The following is a 24,106-nucleotide window of genomic DNA, read 5'->3' as shown; positions in this document are numbered from 1 at the left end:
CGGCCTATTTACGGACAGTGACAGTTTAGCGAGCTATCCGGCCAGCGGGGGCGGTCCGCACGTTTCCGGAATGACACGGCCGAAGAGGGTGCGTCGGGCGCACTCGGCCATCCGATCAGCGTGACACTTTTGCTGCCGCCAATACCGTTTTCGCCCGAAAAAGAGACATACGCCCAAGAAAAGGGTGCGATATGCCGATGTGGGCGACTCGGCCCACCCCTGATCCGGGAGGCACCCGTGCTCGTCCAGGTGGCCAGTCGTCTCGCCCTGCTCGTCGCCGCGCCCGCCGCGCTGCTGGCATTCGGCACGCCGGCCGAGGCCCGGGTGCCGGCACCGCCACTGCCGCCGGACGCACCGGCCAGCGCGCTCGCCCCCGCTCAGCTGATGTCCGAGGTCGTGACGAGGACCAACCAGCAACGGCGAGCCAACGGCTGCGCCACCCTCGCGGTCGACCGGGAGCTGACCATCGCCTCCATCCGGCAGAGCCTCTACATGGCTCGGACCGGGCGGTTCACCCACATCTGGACGGACGGCACCACGTTCGTCGCGCGCTCGCACGCGGCCGGTTACGAGCAGCCCTCGGGCGAGAACATCGCCTGGGGCTACCGAACCGCGGACGAGGTGATCGACGCGTGGATGGCCAGCCCGGACCACCGGGAGAACATCCTCAACTGCGGCGCGCACTCGATCGGCACCGGCGTCGCCTACGGCGACAACGGTCTGCCCTATTACACCCAGGTCTTCGGGTACGAGTGAGGCGAACTCCGCTATTGACAGACTTCTCTTCCCTCTTCTATTAGTTAGGTTAACTAATCTATTCCCGGAAGAGGTCATCCCCATGCGCCGATCCCGTACCGCCCTGTTGGCGGCGGCCGTCACGGTCGCCGCCGGTGTGGCGGGGTTCGTCACCGCCACCTCACCGATGGCCCAGGCCGCCACCACGTCACGCATCCCCGCCCACGTCTTCGCGCCGTACTTCGAGGCCTACAACGGCGACAGCCTGGCCGGGCTGTCCAGCCAGTCCGGCAACAAGTTCCTCACCCTGGCGTTCGTCCAGACGCCCAGCCCCGGCTCGTGCACCGTCTACTTCAACGGCGACACCTCGATGCCGATCTCGTCCGGCACCTTCGGCAGCGACATCACGGCGATCCGGGCGGCCGGCGGTGACGTCATCCCCTCCTTCGGCGGTTACGCGGCCGACAACGGCGGGACCGAGATCGCCGACAGCTGCACCAGCGTCGACTCGATCGCCGCTCAGTTCGAGAAGGTGATCACGACCTACGACGTGACCCGGATCGACCTCGACATCGAGGACAACTCGCTCACCAACACGGCCGGCATCGACCGCCGCAACAAGGCGATCAAGAAGGTCGAGGACTGGGCGGCCGCGAACGGGCGGCCCGTCCAGTTCACCTACACCCTGCCGACGACCACCGCGGGCCTGGCCGAATCGGGTCTGGCCGTGCTCCGCAACGCGGTCAGCAACGGCGCGCGGATCGACATCGTCAACATGATGACGTTCGACTACTACGACGGCGCCACGCACAACATGGCGACCGACACCCAGACCTCGGCCAACGGCCTGGTCAACCAGCTGAAGGCGCTGTACCCGAGCAAAACCACGGCCCAGCTCTGGGCGATGGTCGGGATCATCGAGATGATCGGCGTGGACGACTTCGGCCCGGCCGAGACGTTCACCATCGCCAACGCGCAGACCGTCACCAACTGGGCCAAGACGCAGGGCATCGCGGCTCTGTCGTTCTGGGCGTTGCAGCGCGACAACGGCGGCTGCCCGGGCGGCGCGGCCGCCGACAACTGCTCCGGCGTCGCGCAGAGCACCTGGCAGTTCAGCAAGATCATGCAGTCGTTCACCTCGGGCTCGACGAGCACCACGCCGCCGACCACGACACCCACCACGGCCCCCACCACCAAGCCGACCACGACACCCACCACCAAGCCGCCGACGACTCCGCCCACGACGGCGCCGGGCACGACGACCTGGGCCCCGTACACCGCGTACAGCGCCGGGCAGGTCGTCACCTACGGCGGCAAGCGCTACCAGTGCCGGCAGTCGCACACCTCGCTGCCGGGCTGGGAACCGCCGACCACGCCGGCGCTCTGGCTGCCGCTATAGCGCGCAGTTGATCAGGACCGGTTCGGGATGCAACTCGATCCCGAACCGGTCGCGCACCCCGTCGCGGATCGTCCGGGCCAGGTCGAGCAGCGCCGACGTGGTGCCGCTGCCGCGATTGGTGAGCGCCAGCGTGTGCTTGGTCGAGATCGAGACGCCGGCACCCGCGTACCCCTTGGGGAAGCCCGCGTTCTCGATGAGCCAGGCCGCCGGGATCTTGACCGTGCCGCCCTCGCCCGGCCAGTACGGTGCGTGGTCGAGGCCGAGCGACTCCCGGACCGCGGCCGGCACCACCGGGTTGGTGAAGAAGGAACCCACCGACCAGGTGTCCGGGTCCTCGGCGTCGAGCACCATGCCCTTGCCCGCCCGGAGCTTGCCGACGGTGTCGCGGGCCAGGCTCAACGGGACCCGGTCGCCGGCTTCCGTGCCCAGACTGCGGGCCAGCTCGGCGTAGCGGATCGGGGCCGACTCGGCCGACACCGTGAGCTGGAAGTCGACGTGCAACACCAGATAGCGGTCGCTGTGCTTGAAGACGCTCGAGCGGTAGGCGAACGCGCACTCGGCCGGGGACATCGCGCGGACGGTGTCGCTTTGCCGGTCGTACGCGTGCACCGCCACGATCGTGTGCGCGACCTCCGACCCGTACGCGCCCACGTTCTGGATCGGGGTGGCGCCCGCCGAACCCGGGATGCCGGACAGGAACTCGATTCCCGACCAGCCGTTCGCCACGGCGTACGCCACGAAGTCGTCCCAGACCTCGCCCGCGGCGACCCGCACGACCACGCTCTCGCCGTGCGCCCGCACCACCTCGATGCCGCGCGTGCGCAGCAGGAGCACCTCGCCGGGGAACCCGGCGTCGCCGATCACGACGTTGCTGCCACCGGCAAGAATGAGGACCGGTCGTCCCTCAGCCGCGGCATTACGCACGGTAGCGACCGCTTCGTCGGTTTCGGCGGTTACTGTCAACCTGCCGGGCCGACCACCGAGGCGTAGCGTCGTGTACGCCGCGAGGGAGTTCACGGGTTCGTCGGTTTGGCGTTGGCTACTAACGTCAGGCACGACGTTCACCCTAGGCTCAAGACGCCGGGGCACTCATCGGCGGTCCGATGAAGCGGAGAGATGCGCGATGAACAGGCTGCACGCGACCAAGGAGTTCTGGATCGCCGCCCTCCGGGCCGACAGCCCGGCACTGCGGGATGCGGTGGCCGAGGCCGGCCCGACCGCGGAGGTGCCCTCGTGTCCGGGCTGGACCTGCGCCGATCTGGTCGAACACATCACCACCCTGACGCACTGGGTGCGCGAGACCGTGCCGCGAGGCGTCACCGCCCGCCCCACCACCGCACCGGTGCGCGAGGGTGAGCGGCCCGAGTGGGAGGCCGCCCTCGACGAGCTGCGCCGGGAGCTGACCGGCACGATCGAGACGCTCGAGGCGGTCGAGGCCGACTCCCCGGCGTGGAACTGGGCGCCGCAGGCCAAGCAGGCCGGCTTCTGGCACCGGCGGATGGCGCACGAGATCTCCGTGCACCGGTGGGACGCCGAGTCCATGGCCGGTCGGGCCACGCCGATCGAGACCAAGCTGGCCGCCGACGGGGTGAGCGAGGTGCTCGACACCTGGTTGCCCGCCGGACGCCGGAACGGCCCCACCGACCTGCACGGCGTGGTGCACTTGGTGGCGGGTGACGCCGGTTACGAGTGGTTCGTTCGGCTGCGTGGCGCCGGGGTGGCACTGCTCGACACGAGCACGATTCTCGACTCCGACGACCATCACGCACGGGCCCAGGTGACCGGTCCGGCAAGCGACCTGCTGCTCGCTCTGATGGGCCGGATGCGGATGGATCGCCTGGTGGTTACCGGTGATCCGCGCCTGGTCTCGGCCCTGCGCACAGGCTGACCCGGTTACATTCGCCTTACCACCGGTACGTCGTTACGGTGGCGGCCCCTATGATTAACCGGTTAAGCGAGAGCCGAAACAAATTTCGGAAACACCAGGAAGCGGGGAACGCATGACGGCAACCGTCACGTCCACGTCGGCCCAGCCGGCCCTCGCCGGGATCACCTTCCCCGACGGCTTCATCTGGGGCGCGGCCACCGCGTCGTACCAGATCGAGGGCGCGGCGCGGGAAGACGGTCGCGGCCCGTCCATCTGGGACACCTTCTGCCGTACGCCGGGGAAGGTCTACCTCGGGCACACCGGCGACGTGGCCGACGACCACTACCACCGCTACGTCGAGGACGTGGCGCTGATGGCGGACCTCGGCCTCGCGTCCTACCGGTTCTCCGTCGCCTGGCCGCGGATCCAGCCCGACGGCTCCGGGCCGGTCAACGTCAAAGGCCTGGACTTCTACGACCGGCTCACCGACGAACTGCTCGGCAAGGGCATCGACCCGGTGGTCACGCTCTATCACTGGGACCTGCCGCAGACCCTGGAAGACCTCGGCGGCTGGGCCAACCGGCACACCGCGGAGGCCTTCGCGGAGTACGCCCAGATCGTCCACTCCCGGCTCGGTGACCGCGTCGCCACCTGGACCACGCTGAACGAACCGTGGTGCTCGGCCTACCTGGGTTACGCCAGCGGCCGGCACGCGCCCGGCAAGCAGGACCCGGCCGCCACCTTCGCGGCCGTGCACCACCTGCTGCTCGGCCACGGTCTCGCGGCCCGGGAACTGCGCGCGGCCGGCGCCCGCAGCATCAGCATCACGCTCAACCCGTCGGTGGCCTTCCCGGTCGACCCGACAAGCGCGGCCGACCTCGAGGCTGTGCGGATCATCGACGGCCTGTCCAACCGGATCTTCTTCGACCCGCTGCTCAAGGGCGAATACCCGGCCGACATGCTCACCCACATGGCCCGCTTCACCGACCTGTCCTACATCCAGGACGGCGACCTGAAGACGATGAGCGAGCCGATCGACGTGCTGGGGATCAACTTCTACCAGCCGGCGTACGTGTCGGCCAAGCCCGGCTCGCCCGGTGCCCCCGACCAGCCGGGCAGCGAGGGCATCGCGTTCCGCGACCCGGACGGCCCGGTGACCGACATGAACTGGCTGATCGAGCCGTCCGGCCTGACTCACCTGCTCAAACGGGTCCACGACGACTACCCGGGCACCGCGCTCATGATCACCGAGAACGGCGCCGCATATCCCGAGGGACCGGACGCCGACGGCGAAGTGCGCGACACCCGACGCATCGAATATCTCGACGGTCACCTGCGAGCCTGCCATGATGCCTTGGCGGCCGGCGTGGATCTGCGCGGTTACTTCGTCTGGTCGCTCATGGACAACTTCGAGTGGGCCGAGGGATACGCGAAGCGCTTCGGGATCGTGCACGTCGATTACGCCACGCAGGAGCGGCGGCTCAAGGACAGCGCGAAGTGGTACCGGGAGGTGATCCGCCGCAACGGCATCGCCGAGCCCGCCGAGAGCTAGGGGTGCGCAGTTGGTGATACGGGAGCGACCGACCCTGGAAGCCGTGGCGCGCCGCGCCGGAGTGTCCAGGGCGACCGTCTCCCGCGTCGTCAACGGTTCGACGTCGGTGGCCGCCTCCATCCGCGAGGCGGTCAACCGGGCCGTCGAGGAACTGGGCTATGTGCCCAACCAGGCCGCCCGCAGCCTGGTCACCCAGCGCACCGAGTCGATCGCGTTGATCCTGCCGGAGACAGCCAACCGGGTCTTCTCCGATGACCTCTTCTTCCCGGCGATCATCCGCGGCGTCGGCGGCGAGCTCGAGGCCGCCGACAAACAGCTGGTGCTGATGATGGCGGGCTCGGCCAAGAGCCACGACCGCGTCGAGCGGTACGCGGTGGCCGGGCACGTGGACGGCGTGATGTTCGCGTCCATGCACGGCGCCGACCCACTGCCCGGCACCCTGGTCCGCCTCGGCATCCCGGTCGTCTGCTCCGGCCGCCCGATCGGTGCGGCGGCCGTGCCCTACGTGGACGTCGACCACTTCGGCGGCGTCTGCGGCGCGGTCCGCCACCTGGTCACGGCCGGTCGGCGCCGGATCGCCACCATCGCCGGCCCGCAGGACATGGTGGCCGGCATCGACCGGCTCGCCGGTTATCGCGCCACCCTCGAGGAGGCCGGTCTCGCCCAGCACGTGCGGATCGGCGACTTCACCCGCGAGTCCGGCATGGTCGCGATGCGCAAACTACTCGACGACGACCCGGCCCTGGACGCGGTCTTCGTCGCCTCGGACATGATGGCGCACGGCGCGCTGACCGCACTGAAGGACGCCGGCCGCCGGGTGCCCGGCGACGTCGCGGTGATCGGCTTCGACGACTTCGAGATCAGCCGCTACAGCGAGCCGCCGCTGACCACCGTGCGCCAGCCGATCGTGGAGATGGGGCGCACGATGGCCCGCCAGCTGCTCGGCCTGATCAACGACGAGCCGCACCAGCCCGACGCCGTGGTGCTGCCGACCGAGCTGGTGATCCGCGAGACGGCGTGAGCCGGCTCAGCGGGATCCGCTCTCGAGCGCCACCTCGACGGTGTTTATCGGGTGACCCAGCACCGAGCGGGAGAGCAGCGTCGCACCGGCCACCGCGGCCGGCATGAGCAGCACGGCGCCGAGCGGGATCAGGAAGCAGCAGAAGACCGCGACGCCGAAGCCGAGCGCGAGCGGCCGGGCACCCCGCAGCGCCGCCCGCCGGTCGCCGATCCGCTTGCCTCGCCGCTGGAACGGCACGCCGGTCAGCTCGACCGCCAACAGCCAGCCGCCGACCAGCGCCCCGAGCACCGGGATGACGGTCTGCCCGATGATCGGCACGAAACCGAGAGCGAACAGCGGCACGCCGAACAGGATGGACAGCCCGATGAGCCGGACCGAGTCGACCAGGCTGCGGCGCAGCGACTCCCAGAAGCTGACCTCGACCGCGTCCCGCACACCGCCGAAGCGGTCCTCGACCAGCTCCGAGATGCGTTCGTAGAACGGGTCGCCGATCAGCAGCGTCACGGCGGTGAAGGTGAGGATGCCGAGCAGGCCGGCCACTCCGAGCAGACCGAACCCGGCCACCACCCGCACCACGTCACGCCCGCCGGCCGACCAGTCGTCGGCGAACCAGGTGACACCCCGCGACAGCTGCGGGAGGAAGTCGAGCAGCAGGAACAGGGCGACCGCGTAGAGGACGCCGGAGATCACGGCGGGCAGCAACCCGAGTCCGAGCAGCTTGGGGCTGCGCAGGACCAGGCCGAGGCCCCGGACGAGCAGGGTGGCACCCTGCAGGAATTGCCGAGCTGCACTCACGATCCGGCAGCCTATTAGGTCACGGCTCGGGGAAGTACCACGGCTCGTCGCTGGGCCAGTCCGAGGGGTCCGCCGGATCGGTCGGGAACTCCAGGATCTCGGTGGGAGTCGGCACCGGCGGCTGGTCGAGCGTCGGCAACCCGGCCGTCGGCCGCACGGTGATCGGCGGCATCGTGGTGGCGGTGGGGGCGGCCGCGGGCGCCTTGGCCGGCGGAAGCACGACGGCCGACCGGACCGGTGGAGGCAAGGCCCTTCGCGTGGTGATGGCCGGCCGGGGCTTGGCCCGTTCGGGAGCGGCCCCGACGGCACCGTTGCCGGTCGCCGGGCCGAGGCCGCCGATGGCGGGCACACCGAACGCCGCCGGGCCGGTGGGCGGGGAGGCGAGGGTCCAGCCGGTCGCGACAGCAATCGGCAGTCCGAAAGCTACGAGTCCGAAAAAGATAGATTTGGGGGATACCTGCACGCCGGGACAACCGGATCAGCGGCCGAAAAGGTTACGGCTGTCCGTCAGTCGTTGAGGAACGACGAGATGCGCTCACGAAGCTCGGCCCGGTTGGTCCAGAGCACCGCGGGCCGGTCGTAGACGTGTAGCTCGGCACCCGGCAGCAGCCCGGCCAGACGTTCGGCCCAGGCCGCCGGGTGCACCTCGTCGCCCAGACAGCCGAGCACCAGCGCCCGGCCCCGGAAGGCGGCCAGCGCCGCCTCGTCGGGCACCGCGGGCTCGTGCCACAGCGTGGTCAGCTCGGCCCCGAGACCGTCCTTCTGCAGCTGCTCGACCCGCTGCCGCAGATAGCTCCAACCGGTCGGGGTGTTGCGCACCGGAGCCGGCAACTCGGACTCGACGGCGGCGGCGATCGACGCGGCCTCACCCGATTCGACCGCGGCCAGCAGGCGTTCCACCCGGGCCTCGGCGGCGGCCGGGCGGGTGCCGTCGAGCGGCGCCGGGAGATAGCAGACCACCCGCTCGAAGCGGTCGGGTGACGCACTGAGCAGCCGGGCCAGCGCGCCCGCCCCCATGCTCACGCCGAGCGCCCGGGTGGCCCCGGCCAGATCGGCCACCGCCCGCAGGTCGCCGGCCAGATCACCGAAGCTCCACGGACCGACCGGCGCGTCGGAGCGACCGTGGCCACGGAAGTGGAAGAACACCCGGCGCCCGGTCACCGCGCTGCCCAGCGGACGGGTGCCGGCGATGTCCCCGCCGAGGCCGTGCGCGAAGACCGTGACCGGCTCGCCCACCCCGGTGACGAGCTGTTCGAGGCGTACGCCGGACGGGGTGGAGACGAGCTCGGTGGGCGGACCCGGCAGAGTCGGACGCCCGGTCCGTGGACCGGTGCGGTCGGCTCGTTGCAACCTAGGTCCGCCGTCGGGCGGGGGCGGACCGAACCGCCTCACCAGAAGCCTTTGCCGTCCGACAGGTCCTTGAGGCCGGGCCGGACGTCGAGAAGATAGACCAGCGCGGCTCCGATGCCGATCAGGCTGAAGATGCCGATCGATCCGCTGACCAGCAGGGTCAGCACGATGCAGACGGAGAGAATCGCCGCCCAGGCGCCCTTGGGGAGCGTGCCGATGGCCTGGAAACCGTCGCCTCGCTGGGTCAGGCAGTGGATGAGAGCGACCGCCTGGATGGCCAACGAGAAGATCAAGATGACGATGTTGATATACGCGTAGACGTAACCGTAGAAGATCGGCGCGGAGTAGGCCATGAGGGAAAGTCTATGACGCGGGCCCCGGCAACCACCGAGGCCCGCTGATCACGATTACTGGTCGGCCGGGTTGACGACCGGCTTGGTGGCGCGCTTGCGGGGCTTCGGGGTGGGCGTGGCCGCCTCGATCACCTTGGGCTCCTCGGTGGTCTCGATGTCGGCGTTGACCACGTCGGCGGCCTCGACGATGCCGCTGCCGACCACTCGCTCGCCGCGGGCGACAAGCTGGGTGTACGCCGTGACCGCGCGCTCCTGGGCGAGCTGGGCGAACGAGGTCGCCACGCTGGCGGCGTTGCCCCGAAGGGCGTCGAAGTCGGTGGTGTTGGCCTTCTCGCGCAGCTGGGCGGCCTTGACGCCGGCCTGCTCGTTGTAGGTGCGCAGCGAGGCGGCGGCGCGCTCGCTCAGCTCGGTCACCACGGCGGGCAGCTTGCGCAGCTGCTGGTAGGCCAGGTCACCGGCGCCGGCGGCGGCGTAGAGCGGGGCGGGCAGCTTAGTGTTGGTCTGGTCGGTCATCTCGGCTCTCCTCGGCGATTTCGTCGGTCTCGGGCGCATGCCGGGCATTCTCGTTGCGAAAGGTCTCGTAGATCTGCGACAGCGACTGCTTCTGGGCGATCGTGAGGTCCGGATCCACCGCGATCGCGGCCAGCACCCCCGGCTGGCCCTCGCCGTCCAGCAGGCCGGCCCGCAAATACATCGCGGGCGTCGACACCCGCAGCGCACTGGCGATCTGCTGCAACACTTCGGCGCTCGGCTTGCGCAGGCCACGCTCGATCTGGCTGAGGTAGGGATTGCTCACGCCCGCCTTGTCGGCGAGCTGGCGCAGCGAGATCTTCGCGGTCTGTCGCAGGTCACGGATGAAACTTCCGATGTCCTGAGGCAGATCCTTGGGGGTGGCCATGCTCCGAACGTAGCCCGGAGTGCTAGCTGTTGCAAGCAGAATGCTTGCAACAGCTAGCGTGAAACGAGTCACCCGACCGCGCGGATCTCTCCCACCGGCTCGCCGCCACCCAGCACCAGCTGCTCCATCGCCGGCACCGCGACGCCCAGGCCACGCAGCTCGGCGAGGAGCACCGGCATCCGCGCCCGCTGACCGCCGTCGTCCACCTTTATCGCCACCGCGCCGACCCCCGGCACGCCGACCGCCACGACACCCTCGGCCCCGCCCTTGGCAAGCAGGCCCGGCACCGCCTCCATCAGCACCGAGTCGTCCACCCCGGTGCCCGCCACCAGCACCGGGTGGGCGCGCATCGCGTTCGCCACCCGGCGCTCGAAGGTGTCCGGCGCGGCTTCGACGAGACGCTGGAACGCGCGGGCGAGACCGGTCAGGGACAGCGCGAGGCAGGGCGCGCCGCAGCCGTCCACGCCGACCGCGGCGATCGGCTCGCCGGCCAGCTCGGCCACCGCCTCGGCCAGGGTCTTCTGCAGCGGGTGCGCCGGATCGAGGTACGAGTCGGTCGGCCAGCCGTTGGCCACGCAGGTCGCCAACATCCCGGCGTGCTTGCCGGAGCAGTTCATCAGGATCCGCTCGGGGCCGCCCTGCCGGCGCAGCCAGTCGTCGCGCGCCGACTCGGCCATCGGCAGCGCGGCCGGGCAACGCAGTGCGGCCGGTTCCAGCCCGGCCGCCTCGAGGATCTCCCGGACCCGCCGGATGTGGAGCGGCTCGCCGAAATGGCTCGCGCTGATCATGGCGAGGTCGGACTCGTCCCGCGGCACCAGCCCGGCGCGAAGCATGCCGACCGTCTGCAGCGGCTTGAGCGCCGACCGCGGAAAGATCGGCCGCACCACCTCACCCCGACCGCGTCCGCCGCCGTCGGCCGGCCAGGGGGCGGCGGTCAACACGGCGACCGAACCGTGGTGCACGCTCTCGACGAAGCCCGAGCGGACCACCTCGGCGATGATCATCGGGTCGGCACGCCGAGCAGCGCGCGCGCTTCCCGGGTGGTCAGCGGCGAGCGCTGGGCCAGCTCGGCGAACCCGGCCGCCCGCGCCACCAGCTGCATGTTCGAGTCGACCGACTGGCCCTTCGCATAGGTGACGGTGTCTTCCATCCCGACCCGCAGGTGCCCACCCGCCGACAGCGAGGCCAGCATCACCGGGATGGTGGAGCGCCCGATGCCGGTCGCGGAAAATGTCGTGCCGGCCGGCAGGTCGCGGATCGCCTGCTCGCACGCCACCAGCGCGGCCGTCGTGCCCGGCATCCCGCCCGGCACGCCCATCACCAGGTCGACGTGCACGTGGCCGCCGGCCGGCAGTCCGTGCTTGCCGAGCAGCCGCTGCAGGGTGGCGAGCTGGCCCAGGTCGAAGATCTCGTATTCCGGCACGATGCCCCGCTCCTGCATGCGGGTGTGCAGCTCGACGATGAACTCCCAGCGGTTCATGAACACGCCGTCACCGAAGTTGACCGTGCCCATCGTGCAGGAGGCCATCTCGGGGCCGGCGTCGAGCACGGCCAGCCGGTCGGACTCGGGGTCGGTCACGGCCCCGCCCGAGGAGAGCTGCACGATCAGGTCGGTCGACTCGCGCAGGCCGGCCACGGTGTCCCGCAGGCGGCCCGGGTCGAGGGTGGGCCGGGCGTCGGCGTCCCGGATGTGGACGTGGATGATCGAGGCGCCGAGCGCCTCGCACTCCTTGGCGGTCAGCACCAGCTCGTCCAGGGTCACTGGCAAGGCTGGTACGTCGGTCTTGCTGTTCTCCGCACCGGTCGGAGCAACGGTGATCACGGTCCCGGTCATGCTTTGCATAGTGCCACCCGGGTCAGGCCGGATCGATCGCCGCCACCGATTCCCCGACGTTCAGTGCGGCGTCGTCGGCCACGTTGCGCTTCAGCACGGCCAGCGCGATCTGGCCCAGCTCGTGATGGCGCACCGCGGTGCCGATGAACCCGACCTCGCGGCCGGCCAGGGTCACCGGGGTGCCCTGGGCCGGCGGGTGGTCGGAGGCGATGCCGTCGAAGTGCAGCAGCACCAGCCGGCGCGGCGGCCGGCCCAGGTGGTGCACCCGCGCGACCGTCTCCTGCCCGCGGTAGCAACCCTTGTCGAGGTGCACGGCCGGGGCGACGAACTCGGCCTCGGCCGGGATCGTGCGGTGGTCGGTCTCCCAGCCGAGCCGGGGCATGTGGTGCTCGACCCGGATCGCCTCGTAGGCCCAGAGCCCGGCCAGCGGCACGCCGAGCTTCTCGATCACGGCGGTGCGGGCGGCGCGGGGCACGAGCAGGTCGACGCCCAGCGGCACCCGGCGGGCGAGACCGCCCTCGAACTCGCGGACCGCGTAGAGACTGGTGGCGTGGGCCGGGATCTCGCCGGCCGCGAACTTCGCCCCCGGCACGGCCGCCACCCGGGGTGCCGCGAGTTCCGGGAACAGGTCGGCGGCACCCGGCCCGACAAGCGACAGCACCGCCATCTCGGCGGTCGCGTCGCGTGGCTCGACCCGGGTGAAGAACCGCATCATCTCCAGGTATTTCAGCAACCCGGCACCCGCCCCCGGCTCGGTGTCGAGCCAGGCGGTGGTGCCGTCCTCGGTGACGTAGGCGTGCTGCTCGACGTGCCCGTGCGGCGACAGGACGAGCAGTTCCGAACCCGTCATGGCGGACAGGTCGCTCAGGTGCTGGGTGGTCAAGGTGTGCAGCCAGCTCGCCCGTTCATCGCCCGGGACGGCGATCACGTCCCGGTTGGAACGGTCGACCAGACCCACCGCGGTGGCCAGGGTGCGCTGCTCCCGCACGGGATCGCCGTAATGCGCGGCCACCCCCGCGTCAGCGGACGACGGATCGAGGTCCTCGACCATCACGACGGTCATCTAAAGCTCCTTGCACTGCCCGCAGACGCCGAAGAGCGAGACGTGGCCGACGTCGACCCGGAAGCCCCGCTCCGCCAGCAGCCGGTCGGTCACCGGTTGCATCACTGTCGGGTCTACCTCATCGATCGACCCACATCCACGGCAGACGAGGTGAACGTGCTGATCCTCACCCGCCGCGTGGTAGGTCGGCGAACCGTGCGACAGGTGGGTGTGGTTGACGAGCCCGAGTTCCTCGAGAAGCTCGAGCGTGCGGTAGACGGTGGTGATGTTGACTCCGGCGACCCGCTCCCGGACCGCGGTGTGCACCTGCTCGGGGGTGGCATGGCCGAGGTCGTGCACCGCCTCCAGGATGAGCTGGCGCTGCGGGGTCAGGCGCAGGCCGCGTTCCCGGAGCATTTCAGCTAGCGATGTGGCGGACACGTTACGAGCATAGTTCGATCCGCCGTTACGCTCCGCCCGTGACCGACCGTGTTCTGGTCTCGCCGGCCGAGCTCTTCGGCGACGGCGTGTTCGAGACTGTCCATCTGCGTCCCGACGGCCCTTGGCTGCTTGATCAGCATCTGGCCCGGCTCGCCCGGTCGGCCGGGCGACTTGATCTCGCGCTGGCGCCGGACGAGGTGCGGGCCCGGGTGGCGGCGTTACCGCCGGTGACCGCGGCGAGCGCGTTGCGGATCATCCAGACCCGGGAGTCACTGCACGTGACGGTCTCGCCCATCCCGGCCTCGGTCCTGGCCGAGCGCCGCGACGGCATCCGAGTGCTCAGCGCACCGGTCGCCGACCCACCACCCTGGTCGACGGCGGCGGCGAAAACCCTGTCCTACGGACCCAACTTCGCGGCCAAGCGGTGGGCTCAGGCGCAGGGCGGCGACGACCTCCTGTGGGTCTCACCTGCCGGGTACGCGCTGGAAGGGCCCACGGCCTCGGTCGTCTGGCTGGCCGGGGACGAGCTGCACTCCGTACCGGAATCGGCCGGCGTCCTGGCCGGAACCACCGCCGCCGAGCTGTTGTCCCGCGCGGCCGCCGTCGACCTGCGCGGCTCCTACCGGATGAGCACCCTCTCCGAGCTGGCCCGGGCGGACGCGATCTGGTTCGCCTCCGCCCTGCGTGGCCTCGCCGAAGTGACCTCGCTCGACGGGGTCGCCCGAGCTCGCTCGCCCTGGACCCCCCGCCTGCTGGCGCTGCTCGGCTACTAGCTGGCGCTGCTCGGCTACTAGTCAGCCGCCGATCCGCAGCAGCCGGGCCGACATGTGCGGACGCAGCCCGCTGTCGGCGATGGCCACCTCGTGCGCATAGAGCAGCGCGCCCTCGACGATGCCGAACAGCCGGTGCGCGCCGGTCAGCTTGCGGCCCGACGGCGTGTACGCGATGGCATCGGCCGCCATCTCGAGGCGCGTCGTGCCGATCGCCTTGCCGAGGTACAGCTCCGCCGTGCCTTCCGGGGTGATGATCGTGGCTTCCATCTCGTCGGTCGCCCGGCCCTGATCGAGAACGGGCCGCCAGAAACCGGACTCCAGGGACCACTCGCCGATCGGCTTCGAGTCGTCGTCGAGCAGCCAGGACCGCGACTCGAACCGCAGGAACGGCCGGCCGTCGTGGCTGATCCGGACCTCCTGGGCGAAATTGTAGTCGTCGTCGGCCGGGAAGCCGCCCTGCCCGCGCCCGCGCCACAGCCCCACGAACGGCAGCAGACCCAGCAGCGCCGGGTGCAGATCGGCACCCTTGCGCAGGTCGTGCGTGTCCTCGTAGGGGTAGGGCTCCACCGGTGGCGCGTTGAGCCACGGCGGGGGCCCGAGTGGGTTGTCGTCGCTCACTGGTTCACCAACGTCCTCTCGAAACTCGAACGGCCAGATAGCCGATGCCGCCCGCCAGCGCACCCAAACCGGCGACCAGCAGACTCACGAACCCGATCTCGGTAACCATGACCGGCCCATCCTATGCTGGCGTCCATGGCACGTTTGCTGGTCGTCAAGGCAACCGCCGGCGCCGATGCTCCGGAGCGCTGTTCGCAGGCGTTCACGGTGGCGTCGACGGCCGTCGCGTCCGGCGTGGACGTCTCGTTCTGGCTGACCGGTGAGTCCACCTGGTTCGCCCTGCCGGGCCGGGCCGCCGAGTTCGAGTTGCCGCACGCCGCTCCCCTGCCCGACCTGCTCGACCTGCTGCTGTCGTCGGGCCGCGTGACGGCCTGCACCCAGTGCGCGGCGCGGCGCGAGATCACCCCCGACGCGGTGCTCCCGGGCATCCGCATCGCGGGGGCCGCCGTCTTCGTCGAGGAAGTGACCGCGCCGGAGGCGCAGGCCCTGGTCTACTGACTGACCGTGACCCGCACCCGCTTACCGTCCGGCACCACGACCACCGAGTCGTCGCCGGTCCGGTAGGCCCAGACGCTCGCGTCGCCGCGGATCACCGCCGCGCCCGCGCTCACTTTCCGCAAGCGTTCCTGCAGGTCGGTGGGCTCGTCGAGGGCAACCGTCCAACTGGTCGCTCCGGGCACCGCGGTGGTCGCCGGCACCGACGTCGCCTCGCCGCTGAGCGCGGCCAGCACCGCCCCGAACACCGCCGGCGGCGCTCCCGCGCTGGGGTCGGCCTCCCCCGGGATGTCGTCGCTGTCCGGCCGGCATCCGCTGGTGAGCCGCAACGTCAGCACCTTGGCGGTGGCGTCGACCCGCCCGTCGATCCCGATGAAGTTGCCGGCGTCGGCGTGGAAGGTGAGCCGGGTCCCGCCCTTGGTGGAGATCGAATAAGCCTGGTAGCGCTTCGGCAGCCCGGCCGCGATCTGGTCGAGCGCGGCCTTGGCGCCACCGTCGGCCACATAGATCGTGAGGTCGCGGGCCGCTTCGGTGCCGCTGCGCACGGGCGTGATGCGGCAGTCACCGATGAGCTCGAGCTCGCCGAGAACGAGGGCCCGCCCGTCGCCGTCGGCCGCGGTGAAGAGCGTCCCGGCCGCCTGTTGGAGTTCCGGCACGGCGTGGGCGATGTCGCGCTGCTCCGGCACGGTGGCCGGCTCTCGCTCGACCGACCAGATGGAAAGCCCGACAAGCACGACAATCCACGCGATCACCGCGCCGATGAGCAACCGCCGCCGCTTCCCCTGCCGCAGCAACCCGCCAACCTCCGGACCCGTCACGGCAGCCATGGTGACATGACCGGCCTCGCGGGCTTCAAGGCGATCGGCGACTCACCGGCCGGACCGGCGGGTCCGGGCGGTGAGTCAGGAGAAGAACGGGCGGACCACGAAGTAGCAGAGCGCCGCGATGCCGCCCGCACCCGGGAAGGTCAGGATCCACGCGCCGACGATGTTGCCGGCCACGCCCCAGCGGACGGCGGACAGCTTCTTGGTGGCGCCGACGCCCATGATGGCCGACGTGATCGTGTGGGTGGTGCTGATCGGGGCGCCCAGGCCGATGCCGAACGTGAAGAGCAGGCTGCTCGCCACCGTCTCGGCGGCGAAACCCTCGGGCGGGCCGAGGTCGATGATCTTGCGGCCCAGGGTCCGGATGATGCGCCAGCCACCCGCGTACGTGCCGAGCGCCAGCACCGTCGCCGACGTCCAGTACGCCCACTGCGGGATGTGCGACGTGGAGTCCTGGTAGCCGCCCACGTAGAGGGCCAGCACGATCACGCCGATGGTCTTCGCGGCGTCCTGCAGGCCGTGGCCGATCGACATCAGCGCCGCCGAGACGGTCTGGGCCCAGCGGAAGCCACGGTTCAGCTTGGCCGGGCGACCACGCCGGAAGATCCACATCAGGGCGACCATCACGATGAAGCCGAGGACGAAGCCGGCCACCGGGGACAGCACCATCGGCAGCAGGACCTTCTTGACGATGCCGGCCCAGTGCACCGTCTCACCGGCGACCAGGGCCGCGCCGACCAGGCCGCCGATCAGGGCGTGCGAGGAGGACGAGGGCAGGCCGAAGTACCACGTGATCAGGTTCCAGGCGATGGCGCCCAGCACCCCGGCCAGCACCAGGGCCAGGCCACCGACCACCTGGGGCACGTCGATCAGGCCACTGCCGACGGTCTTCGCGACCTTCTCGCCGAAGTGGGCGCCGATGAAGTTGCCGATGGCGGCCATCAGCAGCGCGATCCGAGGGGTCAGCGCCCGGGTGCTGACACTGGTGGCGATGGCGTTCGCCGCGTCGTGGAAGCCGTTGGTGTAGTCGAACACCATCGCCGCCAGGATCACCGCGAGGACGGCGACGAGTTCGGCAGACAAGGCCTAGGACTCCTTGACCGCGATGGTCTCGACCGTGTTCGCCACGTGCTCGAAGGCGTCGCAGGCGGCCTCCAGCTCGTCGGCGACCTCCTTCATCTTCAGCACGGTGAGGGCGTCGTACTCGCCGGAGAACAGCCGGACCAGCAGCATGCGGTAGGAACGGTCGCCGTCGTTCTCGAGGCGGTTGATCTCGATCCAGTACTCCTCGAGACCCTTCATGGAGCGCAACCGCGGCATCGCCTCAGCGGTGATCTTCGCCTGCTGGTCGAGCACGTTGACGAGCTCGTGCATCTCCCGGGGCAGCGACGGGAGCTCGGTCAGCCCGTACAGGTAGAGAAGGTTTCCGACGGCTTCGAGGTGATCCATCACGTCATCGAGCCCGGAGCCGAGGTTGTAGATGTCGGCCCGGTCGAACGGTGTGATGAACGTCGAGTTGATCTTCTTGTAGAGATCGTGGGTGATCTGGTCGCTGTCGTGTTCCACATCGGTCAGCCGCTCGCTCACCGACATCACGTCGACGCCCGGCAGCGCCAGCTCGTTGAGCAGCTCGGTGCCTTTGACGAGGTTGTGGGCGGCGGACGTGAACAGCTCGTAGAAGGCCCCCTCGACGGGGCGGAAGGAGAACTTCACGACGCGGACCTCGATCGACGGAGGTGGGATGGATCTCCGGGAATGCTAGCGGTCGCCCACGGTTCACCTTTCGTTCGCCCGGTGGGCGGGGCAGTGATGCCCCCGGCGGCGCTGTTCTACACCGATTCGCGGGGACGATCCGGATGCGGCCGGGGCAGGTCTCGGCGGACCGCGACGCCCGGCATCGGGGTGCGTGGCGCCCAGCTGCTGACCGGGTGCCGGCGCAGGTGCCGAGCCAGTCCGCGCTTGTCGAAGTCGGCGATCACGTCCACCCCGGCCGCGCCCAGCTCGGTCCAGAGCGCCCGGCGGGCCGCGCGCGAGGCGGTCGGCAGGCCGGAGATGCGCACGGTACGGCCGTCCTCGTGGGCCGCGCGAACCATCGCGTGCAGCAGGTGACGTTCCTCGGCGGAGATCGGCTCGCGGCCGTCCCAGCCGAACCGGCGGTTCCACGGCTCGCTGATCATCGGGACGAGCCGGGGCGGGGCCGACCGGGAGCCGATGTCGTCGAACGTGCCGTCGGCGAAGGCGTACCGCTCGTCCTGCCCGGCCAGCAGCTGCCGGACGTCGACGATGCCGGCGACCGAGACGGTGACGGCACCCGGCACGAGGGTTTCGCCGGCGCAGTGGCTGAGCAGGGCGGCATGGTCACGCAACTGCTGGTCGAGCATGCGGTACGCCCGGAGCAGCGTCTCCGCCTCGCGGTTTTCCCCGACGAACTCCACGACCAGCCGGAACGGCGTCACCTGGTTGTGAGCGAGACGCCCACCCCGGCTCCGGGCGCGGGCCAGGAGCGGGGTCAGGACCAGCCGGCGCAGCGTACGGCCGGGTTGCGGCCCGCCCGGTCCGAGGAACAACTCGCCGTGCGGGCCGGGAGTGACCGGCACGGTCAGCCCGCCGAGGCCGCTCCGCAGCACCTCGGGCAGCGGGTCGGCGTGCCGGGGCAGGGCGAGCGCATGCCCGGCGGCCAGGTACGGACCGGGCCGGCGCGACCGCACGGCCCCGATCGACACGGCACCGGCGCCCGCGGCCAGCCCGGCCAGGCCGCAGGCGATAGTCGCACCGTTGCTCACGAGCACACCATCCGATTGCAACATCCGATTCGTACGATATGGGCGATTACTACTGTGTCACATCCGGTACCGGCAGCACGGCTTTGTCACGCAGAATTTCAGCCATGCCGTCGACCACCGAGTTCGAGGCCGAGCGGCCGCACCTGCTCGCCCTCGCCTATCGCATGCTGGGCAGCCGGGCCGAAGCCGAGGACGCGGTGCAGGAGGCGTGGCTGCGCTTCGATCGGGCCCGGACCGGCGGCAAGATCCACGACCTGCGCGGCTGGCTGACGACGGTGACCGGGCGCATCTGTCTCGACGTGCTGAAATCGGCGCGGGTCAGCCGGGAGGCCTACCCCGGTCAGTGGCTCCCGGCGTACACCGTTGATCCTGATCCCGGACCGGCCGCCCACGCCGAGATGAGCGACCAGGTCGGGCTGGCCCTGCTGATCGTCCTCGAGCGACTGAGCCCCGAACAGCGGGTCGCCCTGGTCCTGCACGACGCCTTCGGCCTGCCGTTCGAAGACGTCGCGACCGTGCTCGGCACCACCGAGAGCGCCGCCCGCCAGCACGCCTCCCGCGGCCGGCGCGCGATCAACGAGGGCACGGTGCGGCACTCGGCCGGGCCGGCCGAACAGCGCGAGGTGCTCAACGCGTTCCTGGCCGCGGCGAGCAGCGGTGATCTGCAAGCGCTCGCGGCCGTGCTCGCGCCCGACGTGGTCGCGATCGGCGACGGCGGCGGTCTCGTCCCCGGCGTCGGCACCCGCCCGGTCGTCGGCGCGGACCGGGTGGCCCGCTTCTACCTCGGCATCCTCGGCAACCGGCTCAGCGCGGTCACGGTCGAGCCGGTGGTGGTCAACGGCGCGGCGGGGGTGCTGGTGCGCGGCACCTTCGCCGACGGGCGCCCGCTGCTGTCGGTGCTCGCCGTGACGGTCGACGAGGGCCGGATCACCGGGCTGTTCAACCAGCTCAACCCGGGCAAATTGTCACTGGGCGACCTGGGCTAGATATTTCTGGTACTCCGTGGCGAACGGCTCGCTGCCGTCGCCCAGCGCGCCCAGCAGCCGGGCCGCGGCCGCCTGCGCCTCGAGCACCAGATCGTCCGGGTAACCGAACCGGACCCGGTGCTCCTCGAACTCGTCCTCGTCGCGCAACTCCACCACGCCGGTCTCCCGCCGGCGCACCACATCAAGGTCAAGATCAATGATGTGTACGGTGTCACCCTCCCACCGGGCCGGCGTGGTGATGTCGCAGTAGGCCTCGCTGGTCCGCGGCGGCGGGTTGAACATCCCGGTCCACCAGGCGTGATGCGGGATCAGCAGGACGAACGGGATCTGCTCGACCGACGGGCGGCCGTGGTAGACCGACTTCGTGCCGTGCGTCACCCCGACCCAGACGCCGAGGTCGTCGGAGCCGAAGCGGCGGGCCGGATAGTCCCGGTGGGCCGCGCCGTCGTACTTCGTGTAGACGACCCGGACCATGTCGTGCGGCATGACTCGAACCCTAACGGTGGTCGGAATCTGTCGGTGGTGGCGGGTACCGTCTTCGCGTGCCCGCAGCTACCCGCAAGAAGGCGACCGCCGACCAACTCCTCGCCGCCGCCGTCGGCGCGGTCCCCGGCGGCGGCGAACGCCCCGGTCAGCAGGCCATGGTCGCCGCCATCGACCGGGCCATCCGGGACCGCGAGCACCTGCTCGTGCAGGCCGGCACCGGCACCGGAAAAAGTCTTGCCTACCTGACCCCGTCCCTGCTCGTCGACGGCCCGGTGGTCGTCTCCACGGCCACGCTGGCGTTGCAGAACCAACTCGTCGAGCACGACCTGCCCCGACTCGCCGAGGCGGTCGAGCCGGTCCTCGGCCGCCGCCCCACGTTCGCCGTCCTCAAGGGCCGCCACCACTACCTGTGCCTGGCCAAGATGGAGCACGCCGACGAGGAACAGCCGACCGACACGCTGTTCGACGACGCGCCGCGGGCCACCCAGTGGCTCGGCGAGGCGGGCAAGCTCGGCAAGCAGATCCAGCGCCTGCACGCCTGGTCGGAGAAGACCACCACGGGCGACCGCGACGAGCTCGACCCCGGCGTCGACGAGACCGCCTGGCGCCAGGTGTCCATGCCGGCCCGTGACTGCGTGGGCGCGCAGAAATGCCCGTACGGTGCCGAGTGCTTCGCCGAGGCGTCCCGCGCCCGCGCCCGCGAGGCCGACATCGTCGTCACCAACCACAGCCTGCTGGCCGTCGACATGCTCGCCGACCGGCACATCGTCCCGCCGCACAAACTGCTCGTCATCGACGAGGCCCACGAGCTGGCCGACCGCGTCTCCTCCGCCGCCCAGGCCGAGTTGACCCCGGAGGCGATCGAGCGCTCGTCCCGCCGCGCCAAGCCGTTCATCCCCCCGGCCACCGCCGAGCAACTGGCCGAGGCCGCCGACGCCCTCACCGTCGGCCTCGCCGACCACCCCGCGGGCCGGCTCACCAGCGGCCTGCCCGACCTGCTGCGCCAGGCGGTCACCCTGCTGGAGGCGGGCACCCGGGCCGGCCTGACCGCCATTGGCGACATCAAGGGCGACGACCCCGACCCGGTCCGCAAACAGCAGGCCAAAACCGCCCTCAGCGACCTGTCCGACACCGCCCAGCGCCTCCTGGAGGAGTCCGACTTCGACGTGGCCTGGGTCGAGAAGTCCGACCTCGGCAACGGCCGCCGAGCCCTGGTGGTCGCCCCGCTGTCGGTGGCCGGCACCCTGGCCCAGGGCCTCTACGCGGACCGTACGGTCGTGGCCACCTCGGCCACCCTCACCCTCGGCGGCCGCTTCGACACCGTGGCCCGCTCACTCGGCCTGCCCGCCGCCGCCCCGGCCGTGCCGTCCGCCCGCTCCGCCGTGGCCGAGACCGCCGCCCCCGGCTCACTGACCGCCGACGCCCCACCCACCGCCGGCGACGGCTGGACGTCACTCGACGTCGGCTCCCCCTTCGACTACCCCAAACAGGGCATCCTCTACGTGGCCGCGCACCTGCCCCGCCCGATGGCGTCCGGGCTGCCCGACGCGGCCGGCGAGGAACTGCTCAAACTGGTCGAGGCGATCGGTGGTCGTACCCTCGGCTTGTTCTCCTCCCGCAAAGCCGCCACCCAGGCCGCCGAGCTGCTGCGCGCCCGCACCGACCTGCCGATCCTCCTGCAGGGTGAAGAGGCCCTGCCGTTGCTGGTCCGCAAATTCCGCGAAGTCAAAGAGAGCTGCCTGTTCGGCGTCATGTCCCTGTGGCAGGGCGTCGACGTGCCCGGCGAGGCCTGCCAGCTGGTAGTGATCGACCGCCTCCCCTTCCCCCGCCCCGACGAGCCCCTCGCCGCCGCCCGCTCCGCCGCCGTCGACGCCGCCGGCGGCTCCGGCTTCGCCTCCGTGAGCGTCCCCATCGCCGCCATCCGACTGGCCCAGGGCGTCGGCCGGCTGATCCGCTCCAAAGGCGACAAGGGCGTGGTCGCCGTCCTCGACTCCCGCCTCGAGACCGCCCGCGGTTACGGCGCTTTCCTGCGCAAGTCACTGCCCCCGTTCTGGTACACCACCAAACCGGAGGTGGCGCTGGGCGCCCTGCAACGCCTGGGCAAGAGCTGATGCTCCGGATCGCCTGCGTCTTGCTGGTCGCCCGGTCCGGCGCCCTGCTGCTGCAACTACGCGACGACCAAGCGCCCTACTACCCCAACGTCTGGGGCCTGCCCGGCGGCGCCATCGAGCCCGGCGAAACCCCCCTCGAAGCCGCCGAACGCGAACTGTGGGAGGAGACGTCCCTGCGCCCCGCCACCCCACTGCGCCCCTTCACCACCCAGAAACTCGCCCCCCAGCACCGCCTCAAGCACTACTTCTACGGCCCCACCACCGCCACCCAGTCCGACGTGGTCCTCGGCGAAGGCGCCGCCATGCTCTTCATCCCCGCCGCCTCGGCCCTCGCCCGCCCGTTCACCCCCGGCAGCGCCGAGGTGATCAGCACTTTCCTGAGCTCACCCGAATACGCCGAGCTCACCGCCCCACCCACCACCACGTAGCGGGACCACACCCCGATATCGCTTAGCGGGAGCCTCACCGCGACCCGGCCGGCGCGAGCCCCATCGGCATGCGCGTGGGGGGCCGCCCGACCACGCCGGCCCACCCCCACCGTGTCCGGCCCGAGACGCCCACTGCGAGACGACCAAACCGGGCCATCCTTCGCAAGATGACCACACCGGCGAACCGGCAGCGAGACGGAAAGCCCACCGCCGAGCCCAGCCCCATCGTGAGGCGGAAAGCCCACCGCCGAGCCTCAACCCCAACGCGAGGCGGCGATGCGGGACGCCCACCGCAGGGGAAGTCCCCGACCCGCCGCGAGACGACCGGCCCGAGCCCGAGCCCGAGCCCGAGGAAATATGCCGGCCACTCGGAGCATCGAGTACCAGGCGGGGTCGCCGACCCCAAGGGCGCGCCGTGAGGTTGCCGACGTCAAGGGCGCGCCGTGAGGCGGCCGGCCCCGAGCGCGCCGTGAGGCGGCCGGCTGGAGTGCGACGGCCGGTGGCAATGGCGGTGCGGTGGTGGCACGGGGCATCACCCGGCGACTTGCGGGCGAGCGGGCCTGGTCAAGGAAGAGCTGGTCGCCGACATGACCTGGTCATGCGGGCTGAGGGCTCGACAACACCTCGACGACTGCCGCAGAACGGACGTAAGGCGGTTGGCGGCTGCTCGACAAGCCCAAGGCCAACCCAACTTCAGTGAAAGAGGGGTCTCGCCTGGGAGGCCCCATCCTCAGTGAAAAAGGGTCGCTGCGGAGCAGGAGCCGGAGCCGGAGCGGGGCTAGGTTCGGGTGACGCCGGGGGGCCAGATCACGACGGTGGGGATCGACTTCTCGCGGGCGTAGTCGACCACGTCGCCGGTGCCGCCGAAGGAGCGGGCGGGGCGACCGTCCCAGACGGCTATCAGGCGGTCGGCGCGGTCGATCATCAGGCGGCTGGCGTCCATGTAGGCGGTGGGGGTCGACCGGGGGTGCGGGCAGCGGAGAACGGCGGTCGCCCGATTCAGCAGGTCGTCGAGGCCGGCTCGGGCTTGCGGCGGCAGTCCGGCACGGTAGTCGTCGGCGGGGATGACGGCTTCCAGGGTGCCGCCGGCGGCCAGGACGGCGCGGGCGAAGATCTGGTCCGCGCCGTCGGCCAGGCAGGAGACGCCGACCAGCTGGTGGTGGTCGGCGGTCAGGCGGCGGAGTTCGTGTCCGATCTCGGCCGCGACGTAGGCCTCCACGTCGGACGGCAGGCCGCGATGTCCGCTTACCGCGACTCGGGTGAACGATCGTCGGCGTTCGCTCACCCGAGGTCCGCTGACGCGACTCGGGTGGAT

At 70.9% G+C, this 24,106-nt stretch carries 28 protein-coding genes and 1 pseudogene; 10 read left to right on the top strand and 19 right to left on the bottom strand.

Going from position 1 to position 24,106, the window contains the following annotated elements; translation table 11 throughout:
- Positions 1-237: 237 nt before the first annotated feature.
- Positions 238-756: a CAP domain-containing protein gene (locus Afe05nite_RS01200; RefSeq protein WP_239117461.1), complete on the top strand. Its 519-nt coding sequence runs from the start codon at positions 238-240 to the stop codon at positions 754-756.
- 82 nt (positions 757-838) lie between these two features.
- The gene (locus tag Afe05nite_RS01195; RefSeq protein ID WP_239117460.1) at positions 839-2,134 is read left to right on the top strand and encodes a carbohydrate-binding protein; all 1,296 of its coding nucleotides are present in this window, start codon (positions 839-841) and stop codon (positions 2,132-2,134) included.
- On the opposite strand, the gene Afe05nite_RS01190 is transcribed toward Afe05nite_RS01195, so the two are convergent.
- Positions 2,129-3,199 carry a UDP-N-acetylmuramate dehydrogenase gene (locus Afe05nite_RS01190; RefSeq protein WP_438867352.1) on the bottom strand — a complete coding sequence of 357 codons (1,071 nt, stop codon included), beginning with the start codon at positions 3,197-3,199 and terminating at the stop codon, positions 2,129-2,131. The genes Afe05nite_RS01195 and Afe05nite_RS01190 overlap by 6 nt on opposite strands.
- Positions 3,200-3,257: 58 nt before the next feature.
- Here Afe05nite_RS01190 and Afe05nite_RS01185 point away from each other — a divergent pair, with 58 nt between their 5' ends.
- From Afe05nite_RS01185 to Afe05nite_RS01175, 3 genes are all read left to right on the top strand, one after another.
- Positions 3,258-4,022, top strand: coding sequence for a maleylpyruvate isomerase family mycothiol-dependent enzyme (locus tag Afe05nite_RS01185; RefSeq protein WP_203815012.1), 765 nt, complete (start codon positions 3,258-3,260; stop codon positions 4,020-4,022).
- Between the two features lie 112 nt (positions 4,023-4,134).
- Positions 4,135-5,553 carry a GH1 family beta-glucosidase gene (locus tag Afe05nite_RS01180; RefSeq protein WP_203815011.1) on the top strand — a complete coding sequence of 473 codons (1,419 nt, stop codon included), beginning with the start codon at positions 4,135-4,137 and terminating at the stop codon, positions 5,551-5,553.
- Between the two features lie 10 nt (positions 5,554-5,563).
- The gene (locus Afe05nite_RS01175; protein WP_203815010.1) at positions 5,564-6,574 is read left to right on the top strand and encodes a LacI family DNA-binding transcriptional regulator; all 1,011 of its coding nucleotides are present in this window, start codon (positions 5,564-5,566) and stop codon (positions 6,572-6,574) included.
- 6 nt (positions 6,575-6,580) lie between these two features.
- Here Afe05nite_RS01175 and Afe05nite_RS01170 read toward each other — a convergent pair whose 3' ends face one another.
- From Afe05nite_RS01170 to Afe05nite_RS01125, 10 genes and pseudogenes are all read right to left on the bottom strand, one after another.
- Positions 6,581-7,369: an EI24 domain-containing protein gene (locus Afe05nite_RS01170; protein WP_203815009.1), complete on the bottom strand. Its 789-nt coding sequence runs from the start codon at positions 7,367-7,369 to the stop codon at positions 6,581-6,583.
- A 19-nt stretch (positions 7,370-7,388) separates the two neighbouring features.
- Entirely contained in the window at positions 7,389-7,718 is a 330-nt protein-coding gene (locus Afe05nite_RS01165) for a hypothetical protein (protein ID WP_203815008.1), read from the bottom strand.
- A 158-nt stretch (positions 7,719-7,876) separates the two neighbouring features.
- Positions 7,877-8,761, bottom strand: a complete 885-nt coding sequence (locus tag Afe05nite_RS01160) for an alpha/beta fold hydrolase (RefSeq protein ID WP_203815007.1) — start codon at positions 8,759-8,761, stop codon at positions 7,877-7,879.
- On the bottom strand, positions 8,758-9,072 hold the full coding sequence (locus tag Afe05nite_RS01155; protein ID WP_203815006.1) for a DUF2516 family protein: 315 nt from the start codon (positions 9,070-9,072) through the stop codon (positions 8,758-8,760). The genes Afe05nite_RS01160 and Afe05nite_RS01155 overlap by 4 nt, the downstream gene beginning before the upstream one ends.
- 54 nt (positions 9,073-9,126) lie before the next feature.
- On the bottom strand, positions 9,127-9,585 hold the full coding sequence (locus Afe05nite_RS01150; RefSeq protein WP_203815005.1) for a hypothetical protein: 459 nt from the start codon (positions 9,583-9,585) through the stop codon (positions 9,127-9,129).
- A gap of 25 nt (positions 9,586-9,610) precedes the next feature.
- Positions 9,611-9,970, bottom strand: a pseudogene (locus Afe05nite_RS01145) (helix-turn-helix domain-containing protein); the annotation flags it as partial.
- A 68-nt stretch (positions 9,971-10,038) separates the two neighbouring features.
- A complete protein-coding gene (locus tag Afe05nite_RS01140; RefSeq protein ID WP_203815003.1) occupies positions 10,039-10,974 on the bottom strand; it encodes an asparaginase in 936 nt (311 codons plus the stop codon).
- On the bottom strand, positions 10,971-11,804 hold the full coding sequence (locus Afe05nite_RS01135) for a beta-keto acid cleavage family enzyme (protein WP_203815002.1): 834 nt from the start codon (positions 11,802-11,804) through the stop codon (positions 10,971-10,973). The genes Afe05nite_RS01140 and Afe05nite_RS01135 overlap by 4 nt, the downstream gene beginning before the upstream one ends.
- Positions 11,805-11,826: 22 nt before the next feature.
- Positions 11,827-12,867, bottom strand: a complete 1,041-nt coding sequence (gene ygfZ / locus Afe05nite_RS01130) for a CAF17-like 4Fe-4S cluster assembly/insertion protein YgfZ (protein ID WP_203815001.1) — start codon at positions 12,865-12,867, stop codon at positions 11,827-11,829.
- Positions 12,868-13,263, bottom strand: a complete 396-nt coding sequence (locus Afe05nite_RS01125) for a Fur family transcriptional regulator (RefSeq protein WP_203815241.1) — start codon at positions 13,261-13,263, stop codon at positions 12,868-12,870.
- Between the two features lie 62 nt (positions 13,264-13,325).
- Between Afe05nite_RS01125 and Afe05nite_RS01120 the strand changes: the two genes are divergently transcribed.
- A complete protein-coding gene (locus Afe05nite_RS01120; protein ID WP_203815000.1) occupies positions 13,326-14,060 on the top strand; it encodes an aminotransferase class IV in 735 nt (244 codons plus the stop codon).
- Positions 14,061-14,081: 21 nt separating this feature from the next.
- On the opposite strand, the gene Afe05nite_RS01115 is transcribed toward Afe05nite_RS01120, so the two are convergent.
- Both Afe05nite_RS01115 and mtfM read right to left on the bottom strand, forming a co-directional pair.
- On the bottom strand, positions 14,082-14,678 hold the full coding sequence (locus Afe05nite_RS01115) for a heme-binding beta-barrel domain-containing protein (RefSeq protein ID WP_203814999.1): 597 nt from the start codon (positions 14,676-14,678) through the stop codon (positions 14,082-14,084).
- A gap of 4 nt (positions 14,679-14,682) precedes the next feature.
- A complete protein-coding gene (mtfM, locus tag Afe05nite_RS44440) occupies positions 14,683-14,787 on the bottom strand; it encodes a small membrane protein MtfM (protein WP_275407434.1) in 105 nt (34 codons plus the stop codon).
- Positions 14,788-14,801: 14 nt separating this feature from the next.
- Between mtfM and Afe05nite_RS01110 the strand changes: the two genes are divergently transcribed.
- Complete coding sequence (locus tag Afe05nite_RS01110; RefSeq protein ID WP_203814998.1) at positions 14,802-15,176, top strand: DsrE family protein; 375 nt, start codon at positions 14,802-14,804, stop codon at positions 15,174-15,176.
- Here Afe05nite_RS01110 and Afe05nite_RS01105 read toward each other — a convergent pair.
- The 4 genes from Afe05nite_RS01105 to Afe05nite_RS01090 form a co-directional block, all read right to left on the bottom strand.
- Positions 15,170-15,991: a hypothetical protein gene (locus tag Afe05nite_RS01105; protein ID WP_203814997.1), complete on the bottom strand. Its 822-nt coding sequence runs from the start codon at positions 15,989-15,991 to the stop codon at positions 15,170-15,172. The genes Afe05nite_RS01110 and Afe05nite_RS01105 overlap by 7 nt on opposite strands.
- Positions 15,992-16,075: 84 nt before the next feature.
- The gene (locus Afe05nite_RS01100; RefSeq protein WP_203814996.1) at positions 16,076-17,080 is read right to left on the bottom strand and encodes an inorganic phosphate transporter; all 1,005 of its coding nucleotides are present in this window, start codon (positions 17,078-17,080) and stop codon (positions 16,076-16,078) included.
- A 3-nt stretch (positions 17,081-17,083) separates the two neighbouring features.
- Positions 17,084-17,710: a DUF47 domain-containing protein gene (locus tag Afe05nite_RS01095; RefSeq protein ID WP_203814995.1), complete on the bottom strand. Its 627-nt coding sequence runs from the start codon at positions 17,708-17,710 to the stop codon at positions 17,084-17,086.
- A gap of 116 nt (positions 17,711-17,826) precedes the next feature.
- On the bottom strand, positions 17,827-18,780 hold the full coding sequence (locus tag Afe05nite_RS01090) for a PI-PLC domain-containing protein (protein ID WP_239117459.1): 954 nt from the start codon (positions 18,778-18,780) through the stop codon (positions 17,827-17,829).
- Between the two features lie 104 nt (positions 18,781-18,884).
- On the opposite strand from Afe05nite_RS01090, the gene sigJ reads away from it, so the two are divergent.
- Positions 18,885-19,766: an RNA polymerase sigma factor SigJ gene (gene sigJ, locus Afe05nite_RS01085; RefSeq protein WP_203814993.1), complete on the top strand. Its 882-nt coding sequence runs from the start codon at positions 18,885-18,887 to the stop codon at positions 19,764-19,766.
- On the opposite strand, the gene Afe05nite_RS01080 is transcribed toward sigJ, so the two are convergent.
- Positions 19,746-20,252 carry a DUF402 domain-containing protein gene (locus Afe05nite_RS01080; RefSeq protein WP_203814992.1) on the bottom strand — a complete coding sequence of 169 codons (507 nt, stop codon included), beginning with the start codon at positions 20,250-20,252 and terminating at the stop codon, positions 19,746-19,748. The two genes, sigJ and Afe05nite_RS01080, sit on opposite strands and share 21 nt — an antisense overlap.
- A 56-nt stretch (positions 20,253-20,308) precedes the next feature.
- On the opposite strand from Afe05nite_RS01080, the gene Afe05nite_RS01075 reads away from it, so the two are divergent.
- Together Afe05nite_RS01075 and Afe05nite_RS01070 are read left to right on the top strand one after the other, a co-directional pair.
- Positions 20,309-22,363, top strand: a complete 2,055-nt coding sequence (locus tag Afe05nite_RS01075) for an ATP-dependent DNA helicase (RefSeq protein ID WP_203814991.1) — start codon at positions 20,309-20,311, stop codon at positions 22,361-22,363.
- The gene (locus Afe05nite_RS01070; RefSeq protein WP_203814990.1) at positions 22,363-22,791 is read left to right on the top strand and encodes an NUDIX hydrolase; all 429 of its coding nucleotides are present in this window, start codon (positions 22,363-22,365) and stop codon (positions 22,789-22,791) included. Before Afe05nite_RS01075 ends, Afe05nite_RS01070 begins: the two co-directional genes overlap by 1 nt.
- A gap of 778 nt (positions 22,792-23,569) precedes the next feature.
- On the opposite strand, the gene Afe05nite_RS01065 is transcribed toward Afe05nite_RS01070, so the two are convergent.
- Complete coding sequence (locus Afe05nite_RS01065) at positions 23,570-24,076, bottom strand: hypothetical protein (RefSeq protein WP_203814989.1); 507 nt, start codon at positions 24,074-24,076, stop codon at positions 23,570-23,572.
- Between the last annotated feature and the right edge of the window lie 30 nt (positions 24,077-24,106).

It is taken from the genome of Paractinoplanes ferrugineus (assembly GCF_016862195.1).
In the GTDB taxonomy this organism is placed as follows: Bacteria; Actinomycetota; Actinomycetes; order Mycobacteriales; family Micromonosporaceae; genus Actinoplanes; species Actinoplanes ferrugineus.
Note: the sequence above shows the minus strand (reverse complement) of the source record. Positions and strands in the feature narration are given on the sequence as shown.